Here is a 15,900-nt window from a genome sequence, read left to right as displayed (position 1 = left end):
TCTTTTATCGTTATTCAAAATCAGGGTGCAAAGAAAAGAAAAATAAACCTATTAACCAACAATATTATCGTACATTTTTTAAAATTTCTTTCTGTAAAAGTTCCAAACTTTTATTTACCGCTCTATCTATCACTTTTTCACGGGGTTGACCAAAATTAAATTCTTCAACAATTATTTCATTTGGAGTAGCCAATGCAATAAAAACTGTTCCAATTTCTGCATTTGATTCCCCTTTTGACGGTCCGGCATTTCCTGTTGTCGCAATTGCATAATCTGTTTTCATCATCGCTTTCACATTCAAAGCCATCGCTGAAACTACTTCTCGGCTCACGACAGAATATTCTGTTATCAAGCTTTCAGGAATACCCAAAACATCAATTTTTACCTCTGTTGCATAGGAAATCACACTTCCTTTAAAATATTTTGAAGAACCTGAAACTGATGTTAAAACTTCCGCAATCTTACCTCCCGTACAACTTTCTGCAGTAGAAATAGTTTTGTTTTGTTTTCCCAGCAACCTTCCTACAACCACTTCGATAGTTTCATCTTCATCAAAACCCACAATGATATCATGTATGATTGCATCCAGTAATTTTACATTTTCTTCAATCGAAGCTTCTAGTTTTTCTTTATCGATGCCTCGCGCGGAAAGCCTTAAACGAACTCTCCCTGGTGCGGGCAAGTAAGCCAATTTAATGAATTCAGGAAGGTTATTTTCCCATTCCTCTATACGTTCCGCCACCAAACTTTCGCCCTGTCCGTATGTGAGAATTGTTTTATGGATAATATAAGGACGTTTGTATTCCCGAATTACTTTTGGGATGATTTCATTTTCTACTAAATATTTCATTTCATAAGGAACTCCGGGAAGCGAAATAAAAACGGTATTTTCCTTTTTCATCCACATTCCTGGCGCGGTACCCACCTGATTGTGAAGAACTGTACATTTTGACGGAACTAATGCCTGATCTCTATTGATTTGCGATGCTGTTCTGTTCATCACACGCTCAATAAGCTCAATTACATGATTTTCGACCGCTTTATCAATGATTAATTCGTCTTCAAAATAATCACAGAAAGTTTTCTTAGTCACATCATCTTTTGTTGGTCCTAAACCGCCCGTAATAATCACTAAATCTACTTTGTTTTGAAGCGAGGCAAACGTATCTAAAATGTGTTTTTTATCATCACTGATCGAAATCATTTCGTTGATTTCAACACCAATTTTATCCAACGACTTGGCAATAAAACCAGAATTCGTATCGACAATTTGACCTATTAAAATTTCGTCACCTATGGTAACTATAGTTGCTTTCATTTTTTTGGAATATTTTTTTTGTGAGATTGCAATCTAAAAAAAAGAATTGCGTAAATTACTACATTCCGGTTTTTTTAGCGTGAGGGATAAAAGTGAAAATCCTCCCGATTTTTATTCGGGAGATTACTTCATCTAACAATTATTTTCATAGGAGTTCATTGAACTTCATTTGCAACGGATAATCAAACCACGCTGTAACCATATTCATAGCGTGGTCGAGCAAGATTACAAATTAAAGTCTTTTTTAATTTCTTTGATAGCGTCGTTGACTTGATTTTTTACGCTCTTAAAAGTTTCTTTTATATCTTTCTTTTTACCTTCGGCTTTGGTCCAGGCTTCGACTTGAAGGATCTCTTCAAAAGCCACGTTTAAGCCCATCAAATCTAAGGTTGGTTTTATCTTGTGCGCAAAAGCATAAGCATGGTTGTAGTCTTTCTTTTTAATTCCCTCTTTTATTTGTTGTAAATCATCCGGAACTTCGGTAACAAATAAAGTCAAAATTTCATTTACAAATTCAGGATCGTTGTCTGAAAGTGCGTACACTTTTGACAGGTTGTAATTTATAGCCATTATTTTACTTGTATTCTAAATAGTTGTTGTCCTTCTAAAAACCCTTCTAAAACGTCATCTGGCTTAACAGCAGCGACTCCTTCCGGGGTTCCTGTAAAAATAATATCGCCAATTTTTAACGTAAAAAACTGAGAAACGTATGAAATCAGTTCGTCAATTTTCCACAGCATAAAACTAGAATTGCTTATTTGTACTGTCTTATTATTGTTGGTTAATTCAAAAGTAATATTTTCTAATGAACTAAATTGATTTTTTGGCAAAAATTCACCTAGGACCGCAGAGCCGTCAAAGGCTTTTGCTTTTTCCCAAGGCAACCCTTTTGCTTTTAATTTATCCTGTAAATCGCGAGCGGTAAAATCAATTCCCACACTGATTTCGTCATAATATTTATGAGCAAATTTAGGTTCGATGTATTTTCCTACTTTACTTATCTTGACAATAATTTCAATTTCATGGTGTACATCTTCCGAAAATTCCGGAATTACAAATGGGTGTTGTTTCAATAAAACTGCCGAATCCGGCTTCATGAAAACTACTGGTTCAGTTGGTCTTTCGTTATGCAATTCCTCTATGTGATTGGTATAATTTCTACCGATACAGATTATTTTCATTTCTTATTAATTAAAAAAAATTTAATGATTGAAGGATTCAAAAATTAGCTTAATTTATTATTTAATTTTCGAAGTTTGATTGCCGTTAAAACTTTTTTGGTGTACAGAGGAAAATCAGCATTTTGTATCCAACTGAAATAACCGGGTTCCGTTTCCAAAATTTTATCCACTTTTACTCCTTTGTGTTTTCCAAAAGTAAAAATTTCTTGATTGTCTTTATCAAAAGCAATCATTCCAGCGAAATCAGCAATTTTCTTTCTTGTTGTAAACTCGGATAATGATTTCATGTCATTTTCTAGTTCCGGATAACGATCCAATTGTGCTTTCAAAATTTCGTAAGTTGCCATGGTATCCGCTTCTGCTGAATGTGCATTTTCAAGCGTTTTTCCGCAATAAAACTTGTGTGCTGCGCCCAATGTTCGTTCTTCCATTTTATGAAAAACAGTCTGAACATCAACTGAAACTCTGTTTTTCATGTCAAAATCTACTCCGGCACGTAACATTTCCTCTGCCAATAACGGAATATCAAAACGATCCGAATTAAATCCAGCTAAATCACTGTCTTTAATCATGTTGTAAACTTGCGCCGCCAGTTCGTTGAAAGTAGGCTCATTCGCTACTTTTTCATCGGTGATTCCATGAACCGCTGTTGTTTGCGGCGGAATTGGAATCGTTGGATTTACCAACCATGTTTTGCTTTCTTTGTTTCCGTTTGGAAAAACTTTGAATATTGAGATTTCTACAATTCTATCTTTTCCGATGTCAATTCCTGTGGTTTCAAGGTCGAAAAAGCAAATTGGTTTATTGAGTTTAAGTTCCATTTTTAAATTTTGTGTGGCTACAAATATAGAAATTTGGGATTAATTTTATTTAAAGTTCAACGTTTAAAGTTGCAGAAAACCTCAAAAAAAGAAAACCCGATTGATTTTTGAAAATCAATCGGGTTTTTATAGTAATTATAAACTTTTAAACATCTCTGTTAACATCAAAAGCTTCTAAGTATTCCGCTACTCTTTTCACAAAACTACCTCCTAACGCGCCATCTACCACTCTATGATCATAGCTGTGTGACAAGAACATTTTCTGGCGAATCCCGATAAAATCTCCTTCTGGAGTTTCGATTACTGCCGGCATTTTACGAATTGCTCCAAGAGCTAAAATACCCACTTGCGGCTGATTCAAAATTGGCGTACCAAAAACACTTCCAAAAGTTCCCACATTGGTAACCGTATACGTTCCGCCTTGAGTATCGTCCGGTTTTAGTTTTCCAGCTTTTGCACGACCTCCTAAATCGTTTACCGCTTTGGCCATTCCAACCAAATTCAGCTGATCGGCATTTTTAATAACAGGAACAATTAAGTTTCCGTTTGGTAACGAAGCCGCCATTCCTAAGTTAATATTTTTCTTCTTGATAATGTAATCGCCATCCACAGAAATATTCATTCCAGGATAATCTTTCAGCGCTTTCGCAACTGCTTCCATGAAAATTGGCGTATAGGTCAACTTCTCCCCTTCTCTTTTTTCGAAAGCATTTTTATTTTTCTCTCTCCATTTCACAATATTCGTTACATCGACTTCGATAAACGACTGAACGTGAGCTGAAGTTTGTACCGAAGCGATCATGTAACCCGCAATAAGCTTGCGCATTCTGTCCATTTCTATAATTTCATCACCACCACTTACAGATACCGGAGCTGCTTTTTGAGCGACTGGAGCTGCAATTGGTTTTTGAACTGCAACGGGAGCCGAAACTACAGGTTGGCTCGTTCTATTTTTCACGTAATCTAAAATATCATTTTTAGTAACTCTTCCCTCTTTTCCTGTTCCAGAAATTGCTGCTAATTCTGCAACAGAAACCCCTTCTTCTTTGGCAATGTTTTTCACTAATGGCGATAAGAATTTTTCAGAATCAGAGAAATCTACCGGCGCTGCAACACTTTCTTTGCCGTCATCCACTGTTTTTGTCACTTCAGCAATAACGTCGGGAGCAACCGCTTCTTTTACAATAGATACTAATTCTCCACCTTCAATTTCAATAATTGCGATAGTCTGACCCACTTGAACCAAATCGTCTTTTCCGAACAATTGTTCTACCAAAATTCCCGAAACTTCGCTTGGCACTTCACTGTCCACTTTATCAGTAGCAATTTCAAGTACTGCTTCGTCAGCTTCAATTCTGTCTCCAACTTCTTTTAACCAGTTTGTAATAGTTGCTTCTGCAACGCTTTCTCCCATTTTTGGAAGTTTTAATTCAAATCTTGCCATATTGTTAACCTAAAAGGTGATATTGATTTTCAGTTTGCGAAATTACTAAATATTTCAAATATAAATTACATTAAATGCAATTTTTTACTCTATTTCTATAATCTCACCTCTCTCGTTACTATTGTTACTTCCTATTAAAAAATTAGCGTTTTTTGGTATAATTTTAAAGGTAAATCCTTTATTCCTTGAATATTCGAGAATTTCTATACACTTTTTGAAGGTTATAAATTCGTTGTCCAAAATAACTTCTTCACCTACTTTGCTTTTAACAAAAGACGAAATTACCATTTTTTCTGTTTTTAAATCGTGAAACTGGACTTTATTTTGTGAAATCAAACGCAGTTTTTCTACTAATTTTTCGTTCGCCGAATACAACAGATATGATTTTGGATTTGTTTTCATTCCGAAGTTTTGGAAAAGTTTTCCTTGAAACATCTTTACAAAAGAGAAAAATACAATTCCCGTTTTCATGAAAATCGAGAAAAATACCGATCCCGTCCCAAAACTTCGGGATCGAGAATTAAAATGCTTTTTGTAAAAGAAGTTCATCGCTTCTTGGAAACGTTTCATGTACGTTTCATCCCTAACGGTACTTTCTCCTTTAAAGTGGATTACGGTAGTTTCATGGAAATAATAATTCGACTTTCCTTTTTGCAAAATTCGATACGACAAATCAATATCGTCAGAATACATAAAACAGTCTTCGTCAAATCCGCCTACTTCAAGATACAAATATCTTTTTAGGAACATAAAAGCACCCACTAAAATGTCTGTTTTTCCTGTTTGGTTTTCGTTTAAATGTTGTGCATAATATTTTCCAAATGTTTCTGACTTTTTAAATAATTTATACAAACCCGTGATTTTTGTAAAAGCAACCCAAGGAGTAGGAACGCCACGCTTGCTTTCGGGCAGAAATTTTCCGGCTCCATCAATGAGTTTACAACCCACAATTCCTAAATTCGATTGTTGTTTGGCGAAAGCCAATACTTTCGTAAACGTATCTTCAGCGACAACAGTATCCGGATTGAGAATGCAAATATATTCGCCTTTAGCATGCGCTACACCAATATTATTTCCTTTCGGAAAACCTAGATTTTCTTTGTTTTGAATGAGTTTTACATTTGGAAAACGCTTTTCCATCATCGCACAACTATCATCGGAAGAATAATTATCGATTACAATAATTTCACCGTCAATGCTTTCTAAAGCACTTTGCACGCTTAATACGCATAGTTCGAGAAAATACCGAACATTGTAATTGAGGATGATGACGGATAGTTGCATTTTTCAAAGATATATTTTACGAGGCAAAGACACAGGTTAAAAGTTTAAAAAACATTAAAAAATATTTCTCCCTAGCCCCGACTGAAGTGAAAATTTTTTAAAAGAATTAACAAAGATTGCAACGAAAAGTGGAAACAATACCTGTGAATAAATCCAATCCCAATTCTTCGGGACAATCTAACCTTCTTTTATTCCTTAGAATCGATTACTTTTGGTGAATAGTAACGATTCGGTAATATTTTAATGCATGAAAAAGATCTTCTTCATATTATTTCTGATTTCTATTATTTCCATACAGGCTCAAATTTCGGGCTGCACGGATCCAATTTCCAAAAACTTTAATCCAGCTGCCATCGTAAATGATGGAAGTTGTGACTATGCTTCGGCAAGAATTAAACCAATATATTCGGTAAAATTAAATGCCATTCTCAAAGAAACTTCCAGTTTGACACAAAGTGATTCTCTTTTTTGGACCAATAACGATGACACCAACACGGCTCTTTATGCAATTAACATAAAAGGTGTTATTAAAAATAAAATTGAATTAAAAAACGTAACCAATACCGACTGGGAAGAAATTACGCAAGACGCAAACTATTTTTACATTGGCGATTTTGGAAATAATGCCTCCGGAAACAGAAAGGATCTTCATATATTACGAGTTGAAAAACAGTCGCTTTTGCAGAACAATCAGAAAATCGACACGCTTTCGTTTTCATATTCCAATCAAATAGATTTTACCAAAACCAAGTCCAATACAACCAATTTTGATTGCGAAGCTTTTATTGTTTCCGGTGACAGTATTTACTTGTTTTCCAAAGAATGGAAAGAAAAAAGAACTAGTGTTTATGTGATTCCAAAGCTTCCCGGTCAACATATTGCACAACTGAAAGAATCCTATAATGTAAAAGGATTAATTACCGCAGCAACCTATGTAGCTGAAAAAAAGCTGCTGGTGCTTACCGGCTACAGCAAGTCTTTATCGCCTTTTATTTATCTGTTTTACGATTACAATGAGTCCGGTTTTTTTTCCGGAAACAAGAGAAAAATAAAAATTGCACTTCCGTTTCATCAGATGGAAGGGATCAGCACGCTAGATGGACTTAATTACTTTTTAACCAATGAAAATTTCGCCAAAAAACGAATCATTAATGTCCCGCAGCAGTTACATCAATTTGATTTAAATGCTTTTTTAGCCAATTATCTACAACAATAATTGTTAATGAAAACTTAGATTCAACTAAACTGTTGGCAAATCGGTATTTAATAGCTTACTTTTGCAAAAAATTTAGCCCTGTGAATTACCTTTCTGTAGAAAATATCTCGAAATCTTTTGGTGAACGTACGCTGTTTAAAGACATCTCGTTTGGGATTAACAAAGATCAAAAAATTGCTTTCATAGCCAAAAATGGTTCTGGAAAAACGACTATCATGAGTATTATTAATGGTCTTGAAGAATCAGATACCGGACAAGTTGTTTTAAGAAAAGGCATAAAAATGGCCTTCCTGTCGCAAAATAACAATTTGCAGGAAGAACTGACTATTGAGGAAAGTATTTTCGCGTCGGATAATGAGACTTTGAAAGTGATTGAAGCGTATGAAAAAGCATTAGAAAATCCAGAAGATGAAGAAGCTTACCAAAAAGCTTTTGACGGAATGGATCAGCACAACGCCTGGGATTTTGAAACGCAGTACAAGCAAATTTTGTTCAAACTGAAGTTGGAAAATTTCAAACTGAAAGTAAAAAATCTTTCGGGTGGACAGAAAAAAAGATTGTCACTGGCTATCATTTTGATCAATCGTCCTGACTTATTAATTTTGGATGAACCTACGAATCACTTGGATTTAGAGATGATTGAATGGTTGGAAAGTTATTTTACCAAAGAAAATATTACGTTGTTTATGGTGACGCACGACCGTTTCTTTCTGGAGCGTGTTTGTAATGAAATCATCGAATTGGACAACGGAAAATTATACCAATACAAAGGAAACTACTCCTATTATCTAGAGAAAAAAGAGGAACGCATTGCCTCCGAAAACTCGAGTGTGGATAAAGCGCAGAATCTTTTTGTGAAAGAACTGGAATGGATGCGCCGCCAGCCAAAAGCGAGAACAACCAAGTCAAAATCGCGTCAAGATGATTTTTATGACATTAAGGAAAAAGCACAAAGTCGCCGTCGTGAAAATAAAGTAGAACTGGAAATCAACATGGAACGCATGGGAAGCAAGATTATCGAGCTTCACAAAATTTCCAAAAAATTCAAGGATCATATGATTATGGATAATTTCAGTTTTGATTTTCAACGTGGCGAACGCATCGGAATCATTGGAAAAAACGGAACCGGAAAATCGACTTTTTTAAATTTATTGACTGGAACTATTCCGCTTGATGGTGGAAAAGTGGTGATTGGCGAAACAATAAAAGTGGGGTACTACACACAAAGTGGAATCAACCCGAAACCCGGTCAGCGTGTGATTGATGTGATTAAGGAATATGGAGAATTTATTCCGTTGATGAAAGGGAAATTAATTTCGGCTTCGCAATTGTTAGAGCGTTTCTTATTTGATGCTAAAAAACAATATGATTTTGTCGATAGATTGAGCGGTGGAGAATTGAAACGTTTGTACTTGTGTACAGTTTTGATCCAGAATCCAAACTTCTTGATTCTGGATGAGCCTACGAATGATTTAGATATTGTGACGCTGAATGTTTTGGAAAGCTTCCTTTTGGATTTTCCGGGTTGTCTTTTAGTGGTTTCTCACGACCGCTATTTTATGGATAAAATTGTGGATCACTTATTCATTTTTAGAGGTGATGGTGTAGTGGAAAATTTTCCCGGCAACTATTCTGATTTCAGAGCCTACGAAGACAGTACCGATGTAGCTCAAAAAGAGGAAAACAAAGCCGAAAAGAAAGACTGGAAACAAAACAATCCAACTGGAAACCTGACGTTCAATGAGCAAAAAGAATTCCAGAAAACCGAGAAAGAAATCAAGGATTTAGAGCTTCAGAAAATAGCTATCGAACAATTATTTTCGGAAGGGAAAATTGCCGCAAGCGATATTGAGAAAAAAGGAAATGAATTGCAAAACCTAATCCAAAAGATGGAACTCAAAGAAGAGCGTTGGTTTGAATTAAGTGCCAAAATGGAAGGATAAAAAACTTATAATTGTATTCAATTATTGTAAAAACCCCATCCCAATTTACGTAATCGTAGCTTGTGGCGGGGTTTTTCGCATGAATATATTAACAGAAAATTAGCACAATTACACTACTTGAGTATTAAAATAACATATACATTTGACTATCAATTTCAATCATCAAACTCATAATCAACTCAAATGAAAGTAAAATCTACAAACATACCCATTAAAAAAAAATCTAAATTCATACCATACCTGCTCTTGTTGAGTACGATTTTATTTTTTCATTATTCTTGGTCACAAAATATTTCAGTAAAAATAATTGATGCAACTACTAAAGAGCCCATACCCTACGCCACCATCAACATTGATAAAAAAGAACATTTGATCTCAAATGCCGAAGGTTTTTTTAACCTTGCTGAAACTGCAATTCAAGACGAAAATACACTAACCATTACCTATCTAGGCTACAAAAATCTTGAAGTTAAGGTAAGTCAATTATCAAAACTAGATTACATTATAGCACTCACTCCTACTATTTTTGAATTGGATGATGTACCAGTAAATGGTGAAAAACCTAATCCTTACGTTATCATGGCTACGGTAAAGGCTAATCTTTCTATAAATTATAGCAATACCGATAATCCTACTAAAGACATGTTATTTGTGAGAAAATCAAATGCTACGTATCCTAAAGAAGTTGTAGTTGATGTTAATCAGTCGACAGGTTTTTCAAAACAAGCGCTTAAGCAAGTCAATAGTGATGTTCAAAATTTTACCAATTCCTTAATTAAATCACCTCCTAAAGAGTACAAGGACATGTTGTGTAATTTGTATACTCATACCGTAAAAAAAGATAATAAATCATTTGAATCGCATAAAATTAACGTTCTAAAAGCAACTGTTCTCAAAAATGAAGGAAGTGCAACCTCATCAGAAGAGTTGAAAGAAATTGGTATAAAAACAATGTTAAAGCACTTAGATTCTACAAAGTATTACCGCATTAAAAGTGGACTCATCGGTTCTCGAGATACCATTTCTTTAAGAAAAGATTTCAATAAAAAGAAAACAAAATCTAAAACAGCAGATAAAAGCACTCTGTTAATATCCACCAAATACAATTTAACAGAATTCATACAAAAAAATAATTTAATCAATTCTTCCGAGCATGATTTTATAAACAATCCAGAATTGTACCGCTACAAATTTGAAGGAACTACTTTTACTGAGGATAACGATTATGCATTTGTACTTTCATTTTCACCAAAAAAAAGCAGAGCAAAATATACAGGTAAACTCTTTATCAATGAGTCTGATTATGCCGTCCTTAGAGCTGAATTCCAACTTAATGAAGGAGAAAAACTAAACAATGTTAATTTAAAATGGCTCTTAGGCATTAAAGTAGCCCAAAATAACAATAAAGGAATTTTAATGTACCAAAAAAAATCAGATGAAAAGAACTATTACCTGCACTATGCCTCTGAAGAATTAGGTCAATATTTTTATGTAAACCGTCCTTTGAAATTTATTGAAATCACAAAAGAAGACAAAGATATTCTATCATTAAACATAAAATTTGAAGGAAATTCTACGACTAAAACTGAATTTTTAAATTTATCACATTCCCCTGTAACAGATACTGATATTACTAAAGTTGTTGAAAATGAATTCAAACTTGTAGCCATAAAATCATACGATCCTAAAATATGGAAAGGATACCATGCTATTGAACCAGTAGCAGAATTAAAACGTTTTAAAGCTAAAGAATAATTCCTCTGCCCAATGTTTCTATACCAAATCTTCTCAAAACTAATTATTTAATTAAAAAAAGACATTATTCAATATAATTTATGAGATGGACAATTTTAGTAACGACACTTTTATTATTCGCATGCAATAAGAAGGAAACTCAACGCACGACAGTTGCTAAGGATACCGTAATGGAAATTCCTGAAACCACTACAGTAATAAAGGCTAAAAAGCCAGAAATTCTTTTGCCTAAGCAATATTCTAATGTACGCTTCAAAGAGGTAACTGTGGAACGGATAGACGAAAACAAATTCCGAGTACGCGGAAAAGGACAAATATTTGAGGCAAGCTTCAACTGGATTATTGAAGACGGACACGACGAGTTAGAGACGGGATTTCAGACGACTGATGCGGGAGCTCCCGAGTGGGGCAACTTTGATTTTACAATTACGGTTCAGAAAAAACGAGAGAATTCGAAATTGACGCTGGTTTTGTTTGAATCAAGTGCTAAAGATGGTAGCCGTCAACATGAATTGCCGATTGCTCTTTTTTAAGTTGAGTTAGCGAAATACACAATAGTTCTTGATTATGCTGCGCAAATGTCTTTGACTTTGCACTCACAATAGTGAACCACACAATGGATCAAATAGGAATTCGAATAGTCAAACTTCCCGTAAATGAATTATTTTGCGTATTTTTGAATTAAACTATTTACACCATGAATCCAATAGAAAGCCATAACGCTGATATAACAAAATTATGCAAAACGCATAATGTTAAGTCATTGTATGCATTTGGTTCTGTTTTAACTGAAAAATTCAATCCGGATAGTGACATTGACTTAATCGTCGAATTTCAACCGTTAGATGTCTTGGATTATGTAGATAATTATTATGATTTAAAATTTTCATTAGAAACGATATTAAAAAGAGAAATTGATTTGCTTGAAGAAAAAGCAATTAAAAATCCTTATTTTAGAAAAACTATAAATCAAAATAAACAACTGATTTATGGACAATAATATTAAAACTTGGCTTTATGATATTTTAAGTTCCATTAATGAAATTGAAAGTTATTTTATTGACAGATCTAAAGAATTTAAAGTCTATGAAAATGACATAAGAACAAAAAGAGCTGTCGAAAGGAATATTGAAATCATTGGTGAAGCTATGAACCGAATTTTAAAAGAAGATAGTGAAATAATTATTTCGAACTCCCGAAAAATAGTAGATGTTAGAAATAGAATAATTCACAGTTATGATTCGGTTTCGGATGACGTGATTTGGGGAATTTTAATCCTCCATTTACCCATTCTACAAAAAGAGGTCGAAAAAATGCTTCGAGAATAGTAAACAATGCTGACATTAACACATAAAGAAAACCACAACAAATTTAATTCTGTTGTGGTTTTGTATTTTATAAACTTATCGCTTTTACCAAGGAATCGGATTGTAATCTTTCAAAAACTTCCCACACCAATGTTTTCCTGTGTTGATACCGTCAAACAACGGATCCATCACTCGTGCTGCTCCATCCACAATATCTAATGGCGGTTGAAAATCCTCTTCTTCCTGTTTTCTTTTGGCCAATTCTGCGGGATCTTCGTCGGTTACCCAACCGGTATCGACTGCATTCATAAAAATTCCATCTTTGGCTAAAGTTCCCGAAGAAGTGTGCGTCAGCATATTCAACGCTGCTTTTGCCATATTGGTATGCGGATGACGGTCTTCCTTAAAAAAGCGATGAAACTTCCCTTCCATTGCCGACACATTGATGATGTGTTTTTTTCCGGTGTTCTCTTTCTTCATTACTTCCGAAAGGCGGTTACATAATACAAAAGGCGCTACGGAATTTACCAATTGCACTTCGATCATTTCTGTGGTTTCTATTTGTCCCAATCGCAAACGCCAGCTGTTAGTTTTTCGCAAATCCACTTGCTGCAAATCGGCATCAAGTTCTCCTTCAGGGAAAACTTCATTCGCCACCAAAGCATTATCAAATGAATACGGAATCTGGGATAACTTGGCGGAAGCCCGCAACCCAATTCCGGGTTCTGGTCCGTGCCAAGTCACGGGCATATTTTGATTGGAGGAAGCTCCTAAAGTCAATACTTTTAATTCATCCAGACAATTGGTATGATCCAGTAATAATTCTTGCGCCTGTTGCGGCAAAGAAGCGATGGAACGCTCCTCGTTTTCCATTAAATGCGTATAAAATCCGGCGGGACGTCTCACGGTTTGCGCTGCATTATTGATCAGAATATCCAAACGCTCGTATTTTTGTTCAAGAAAATTACAAAAAATCTCTACACTGGGAATGTGTCGTAAATCCAATCCGTGAATTTTCAAGCGATGTCCCCAATCGATAAAATCGTCTTCCCTAGAAAAACGCAAAGCGGAATCCACCGGAAAACGAGTCGTTGCAATAACTGTGGCTCCACCACGCAACAACATCAACGTAATGTGGTACCCAATTTTCAGACGAGAGCCTGTAATAACGGCGACCTGCCCTTTTACATCTGCGGTTTGAAAACGTTTGGCATAATTAAAATCACCACAATCCATACACATCGTATCGTAAAAATGGTGCATTTTAGTAAACTCCGTTTTACACACGTAACAGTTTCGTGGCGTTTCCAGTTCCAATTGTTCTTTGTTTACAAGATCATTGTAAGCCAAAAGTTTTGGCGCCATAAAAACGCTTGCTTCACGGGCATACCGAATTCCAGTTTCCTTTCGGGCAGTTCGGTCTCGCTTTTCCATTTTGCGTTTGGCAGCCACTTTTCCGTCTTTTTTTCTCCGAGAAAGCTCGTCACGATCGGGTCTGGAAAACATTCCCGCCGCTTTGATTAAAGCGGTGCGTTGTTCTTTTGGAATATCAAATATTTGGTCAGTATCGGTATTCAATTGTGCCAAAATAGCGATGCAACGGTCGATTTCTTCTATGCTTATGGCACTTTTATGCTCTATCTGTTCATTCATTATTATAAAAAATGGTTCTTATTTTTGTGCAAATTCAAGGGCGCAAATATATACCTTTTAAAGTCGTAAAGTTCTAAACTTATAAACTTGCAAATCCAAGCATTAAGATGTTGTTTCGTTTTTGACTTTCGACTATTATCTTACTATCTTCGCGCCTACTTTGCAGCTATCTTTATGTTATTCCAAATAAAATCGTATTTACAATTCCTTTGGCACTCAAAAAATGAGCATGCTGTACATTCTCCGTTCGTCTTTAATTTATTGACGAAATGTTTCTATGATAAAAAGACAAAACCGGAATATGCTGTTTTAAAAAACTACCGAAACTCGCTTTTAGCAAACAATAATACTATTGAAGTCACTGATTTTGGGGCGGGTTCAAAAGTTTTCAAATCGAACACCAGAATTATTTCCAAGATTGCCAAAACAGCGGGGATTTCTTCAAAACGAGCCGAATTATTATTTAGAATAACCACTTATTTTCGGCCTTCAACTATTTTAGAATTTGGAACATCATTAGGATTGGCTACTTCGGCGCTTTCTTTAGCGTCCCGAAGCGTTGTAAGAAAAGCAACAATAATCACTTTAGAAGGTTGTCCAGAAACTGCAAAAATTGCTCAATTACAATTCCAAAAATTCAATTGCAACAATGTAGAATCTATTGTAACTACGTTTAATTCTTATTTAGAGAAACGAAATTCATCACCAGAAACTACAACTGAACACTTCAAACTAAACACTGAACACTTTTCCTTAATTTATTTCGACGGAAATCACTCCAAGAAAGCGACTTTAGATTATTTCGAAGAATTACTTCCGACAATTACAAACGAAACTGTTTGGATATTCGATGACATTCATTGGTCGTCACAAATGGAAGAGGCGTGGGAAATCATAAAAAAACATCCCAAAGTGACGGTAACTATTGATACGTTTCAGTGGGGACTAGTGTTTTTTAGAAGAGAACAACCTAAGGAACATTTTATAATCCGAATTTAACGTAAAAAAAATGACAGTCGTTGCTGACTGTCATTTTTAATATTGAATTTATTATTCGCTATTCTTTAGCTCTTTTCATTTCTCCTGATTTAGCTCCCATTCTGTTCAATGTATACATTGGGCCGAATTTTGCTTTCAAACCAGCAATTTTTCTATTATCTTCAGAAGAAAGTCCTTCTTTTTCAACAGTATTTTTTCTGCTATCCAATGCTTCATACATTACTTTAATTTCATCCCAGTCTTCACGAGAATATCTGTCTTTATTATCCTCAGCAGTATGTACAAATTGTTGGTAAACATTATGAATATTCGTTGCATTTACCCAATTAAAATTCATATCCTCACCCATTTTTCCTTCACCAAACAATGCATTTCGTAGTTGTTGTTTTGGGTTAGGTGCCGCCGCTGCTACAGCTACTTCAGCCTCCGCTTTTTGAACTTCATATTTGGCTCTCAAAGCTTCATATTTGGCTCTACTTGCGTCAAGACGTGCTTGCGCCTCCACATTATCTTTCATGTTTGCGATAGCTGCTTCAGCTTCTCCGCTTCTTATTAAGTAAGCAGCTTCTATTCCTTCCCAATTGCTTTTAGCGTCTTCAGCAGTAACATTACCTAATGAATCTACATACATTACATACGTGTCCACTTTTTTCTCTGCTTGTTCCGTTTTTTCATCTTTGCAAGATGTAAATCCAATAGCGATTACCGCTAATCCTAAAACTAATTTCGTATTTTTCATAATATCGGTTTGATTAATTATTATTAAACAAATGTAAGTAACGTTGTGTTATATTCAACAGATACCCAATAATTATGTAAGTTATTTAATTAATTGTGAAATAAAAATTATAAAAGTGTGAATTCTATAAATTTAGATTAAAATTATATAAAATATCAAACCCACATTTTATGTAGACGTGAACTTAAAAAGACCACTACCACGGCAGCAGGTCAAAAAAAATAAAAGTAAAGTCTGAAA

Annotated in this window: 15 protein-coding genes; 7 read left to right on the top strand and 8 right to left on the bottom strand. The window is 34.9% G+C overall.

All coding sequences use genetic code 11. The annotated features are described in order from the left end of the window. Nucleotides 1-64: 64 nt before the first annotated feature. The 6 genes from ACP7AV_RS14060 to ACP7AV_RS14035 all read right to left on the bottom strand — a co-directional run bounded on the left by ACP7AV_RS14060 (nt 65) and on the right by ACP7AV_RS14035 (nt 6,048). Nucleotides 65-1,318 carry a CinA family nicotinamide mononucleotide deamidase-related protein gene (locus tag ACP7AV_RS14060; RefSeq protein ID WP_426092493.1) on the bottom strand — a complete coding sequence of 418 codons (1,254 nt, stop codon included), beginning with the start codon at nt 1,316-1,318 and terminating at the stop codon, nt 65-67. A 225-nt stretch (nt 1,319-1,543) separates the two neighbouring features. Next, nucleotides 1,544-1,888, bottom strand: coding sequence for an Hpt domain-containing protein (locus tag ACP7AV_RS14055; RefSeq protein ID WP_426064588.1), 345 nt, complete (start codon nt 1,886-1,888; stop codon nt 1,544-1,546). Beyond that, nucleotides 1,888-2,499, bottom strand: a complete 612-nt coding sequence (locus ACP7AV_RS14050; RefSeq protein ID WP_426064587.1) for a fumarylacetoacetate hydrolase family protein — start codon at nt 2,497-2,499, stop codon at nt 1,888-1,890. The genes ACP7AV_RS14055 and ACP7AV_RS14050 overlap by 1 nt, the downstream gene beginning before the upstream one ends. Nucleotides 2,500-2,543: 44 nt before the next feature. After that, nucleotides 2,544-3,320, bottom strand: coding sequence for an exonuclease domain-containing protein (locus ACP7AV_RS14045; protein WP_426092492.1), 777 nt, complete (start codon nt 3,318-3,320; stop codon nt 2,544-2,546). Between the two features lie 145 nt (nt 3,321-3,465). Further along, the gene (locus tag ACP7AV_RS14040) at nt 3,466-4,764 is read right to left on the bottom strand and encodes a dihydrolipoamide acetyltransferase family protein (protein ID WP_426092491.1); all 1,299 of its coding nucleotides are present in this window, start codon (nt 4,762-4,764) and stop codon (nt 3,466-3,468) included. A gap of 84 nt (nt 4,765-4,848) precedes the next feature. Beyond that, complete coding sequence (locus ACP7AV_RS14035) at nt 4,849-6,048, bottom strand: glycosyltransferase family 2 protein (RefSeq protein WP_426092490.1); 1,200 nt, start codon at nt 6,046-6,048, stop codon at nt 4,849-4,851. A 247-nt stretch (nt 6,049-6,295) separates the two neighbouring features. Here ACP7AV_RS14035 and ACP7AV_RS14030 point away from each other — a divergent pair, with 247 nt between their 5' ends. From ACP7AV_RS14030 to ACP7AV_RS14005, 6 genes are all read left to right on the top strand, one after another. Continuing rightward, nucleotides 6,296-7,264, top strand: coding sequence for a T9SS C-terminal target domain-containing protein (locus tag ACP7AV_RS14030; protein WP_426092489.1), 969 nt, complete (start codon nt 6,296-6,298; stop codon nt 7,262-7,264). Between the two features lie 80 nt (nt 7,265-7,344). Beyond that, on the top strand, nt 7,345-9,207 hold the full coding sequence (locus tag ACP7AV_RS14025; protein ID WP_426092488.1) for an ABC-F family ATP-binding cassette domain-containing protein: 1,863 nt from the start codon (nt 7,345-7,347) through the stop codon (nt 9,205-9,207). 183 nt (nt 9,208-9,390) lie between these two features. Continuing rightward, nucleotides 9,391-10,962, top strand: coding sequence for a carboxypeptidase-like regulatory domain-containing protein (locus ACP7AV_RS14020; protein WP_426092487.1), 1,572 nt, complete (start codon nt 9,391-9,393; stop codon nt 10,960-10,962). 80 nt (nt 10,963-11,042) lie between these two features. Further along, nucleotides 11,043-11,495 (top strand): Gmad2 immunoglobulin-like domain-containing protein, encoded by a 453-nt coding sequence (locus ACP7AV_RS14015; RefSeq protein WP_426092486.1) that lies wholly within the window; start codon nt 11,043-11,045, stop codon nt 11,493-11,495. A gap of 164 nt (nt 11,496-11,659) precedes the next feature. After that, nucleotides 11,660-11,962 (top strand): nucleotidyltransferase family protein, encoded by a 303-nt coding sequence (locus ACP7AV_RS14010; protein WP_426092485.1) that lies wholly within the window; start codon nt 11,660-11,662, stop codon nt 11,960-11,962. Beyond that, a complete protein-coding gene (locus ACP7AV_RS14005) occupies nt 11,952-12,290 on the top strand; it encodes a DUF86 domain-containing protein (RefSeq protein ID WP_426092484.1) in 339 nt (112 codons plus the stop codon). The genes ACP7AV_RS14010 and ACP7AV_RS14005 overlap by 11 nt, the downstream gene beginning before the upstream one ends. 84 nt (nt 12,291-12,374) lie before the next feature. On the opposite strand, the gene ACP7AV_RS14000 is transcribed toward ACP7AV_RS14005, so the two are convergent. After that, nucleotides 12,375-13,922, bottom strand: coding sequence for an SDR family NAD(P)-dependent oxidoreductase (locus ACP7AV_RS14000; protein WP_426092483.1), 1,548 nt, complete (start codon nt 13,920-13,922; stop codon nt 12,375-12,377). Nucleotides 13,923-14,096: 174 nt separating this feature from the next. Here ACP7AV_RS14000 and ACP7AV_RS13995 point away from each other — a divergent pair, with 174 nt between their 5' ends. After that, entirely contained in the window at nt 14,097-14,921 is an 825-nt protein-coding gene (locus ACP7AV_RS13995; protein WP_426092482.1) for an O-methyltransferase, read from the top strand. 58 nt (nt 14,922-14,979) lie between these two features. Here the strand turns inward: ACP7AV_RS13995 and ACP7AV_RS13990 are convergent, their stop codons facing one another. Beyond that, complete coding sequence (locus ACP7AV_RS13990; protein WP_426064571.1) at nt 14,980-15,660, bottom strand: hypothetical protein; 681 nt, start codon at nt 15,658-15,660, stop codon at nt 14,980-14,982. Nucleotides 15,661-15,900: the final 240 nt, after the last annotated feature.

The organism is Flavobacterium sp. DSR3-2, from assembly GCF_049896525.1.
GTDB lineage: Bacteria > Bacteroidota > Bacteroidia > Flavobacteriales > Flavobacteriaceae > Flavobacterium.
Note: the sequence above shows the minus strand (reverse complement) of the source record. Positions and strands in the feature narration are given on the sequence as shown.

What these genes read in the sequence shown, in the direction of transcription:
- ACP7AV_RS14055 (WP_426064588.1), bottom strand. Translation starts at nt 1,888, where the DNA reads ATGGCTATAAATTACAACCTGTCAAAAGTGTACGCACTTTCAGACAAC.
- ACP7AV_RS14035 (WP_426092490.1), bottom strand. Translation starts at nt 6,048, where the DNA reads ATGCAACTATCCGTCATCATCCTCAATTACAATGTTCGGTATTTTCTC.
- ACP7AV_RS14060 (WP_426092493.1), bottom strand. Translation starts at nt 1,318, where the DNA reads ATGAAAGCAACTATAGTTACCATAGGTGACGAAATTTTAATAGGTCAA.
- ACP7AV_RS14005 (WP_426092484.1), top strand. Translation starts at nt 11,952, where the DNA reads ATGGACAATAATATTAAAACTTGGCTTTATGATATTTTAAGTTCCATT.
- ACP7AV_RS14040 (WP_426092491.1), bottom strand. Translation starts at nt 4,764, where the DNA reads ATGGCAAGATTTGAATTAAAACTTCCAAAAATGGGAGAAAGCGTTGCA.
- ACP7AV_RS14015 (WP_426092486.1), top strand. Translation starts at nt 11,043, where the DNA reads ATGAGATGGACAATTTTAGTAACGACACTTTTATTATTCGCATGCAAT.
- ACP7AV_RS14045 (WP_426092492.1), bottom strand. Translation starts at nt 3,320, where the DNA reads ATGGAACTTAAACTCAATAAACCAATTTGCTTTTTCGACCTTGAAACC.
- ACP7AV_RS13995 (WP_426092482.1), top strand. Translation starts at nt 14,097, where the DNA reads ATGTTATTCCAAATAAAATCGTATTTACAATTCCTTTGGCACTCAAAA.
- ACP7AV_RS14020 (WP_426092487.1), top strand. Translation starts at nt 9,391, where the DNA reads ATGAAAGTAAAATCTACAAACATACCCATTAAAAAAAAATCTAAATTC.
- ACP7AV_RS14010 (WP_426092485.1), top strand. Translation starts at nt 11,660, where the DNA reads ATGAATCCAATAGAAAGCCATAACGCTGATATAACAAAATTATGCAAA.
- ACP7AV_RS13990 (WP_426064571.1), bottom strand. Translation starts at nt 15,660, where the DNA reads ATGAAAAATACGAAATTAGTTTTAGGATTAGCGGTAATCGCTATTGGA.
- ACP7AV_RS14000 (WP_426092483.1), bottom strand. Translation starts at nt 13,922, where the DNA reads ATGAATGAACAGATAGAGCATAAAAGTGCCATAAGCATAGAAGAAATC.
- ACP7AV_RS14050 (WP_426064587.1), bottom strand. Translation starts at nt 2,499, where the DNA reads ATGAAAATAATCTGTATCGGTAGAAATTATACCAATCACATAGAGGAA.
- ACP7AV_RS14030 (WP_426092489.1), top strand. Translation starts at nt 6,296, where the DNA reads ATGAAAAAGATCTTCTTCATATTATTTCTGATTTCTATTATTTCCATA.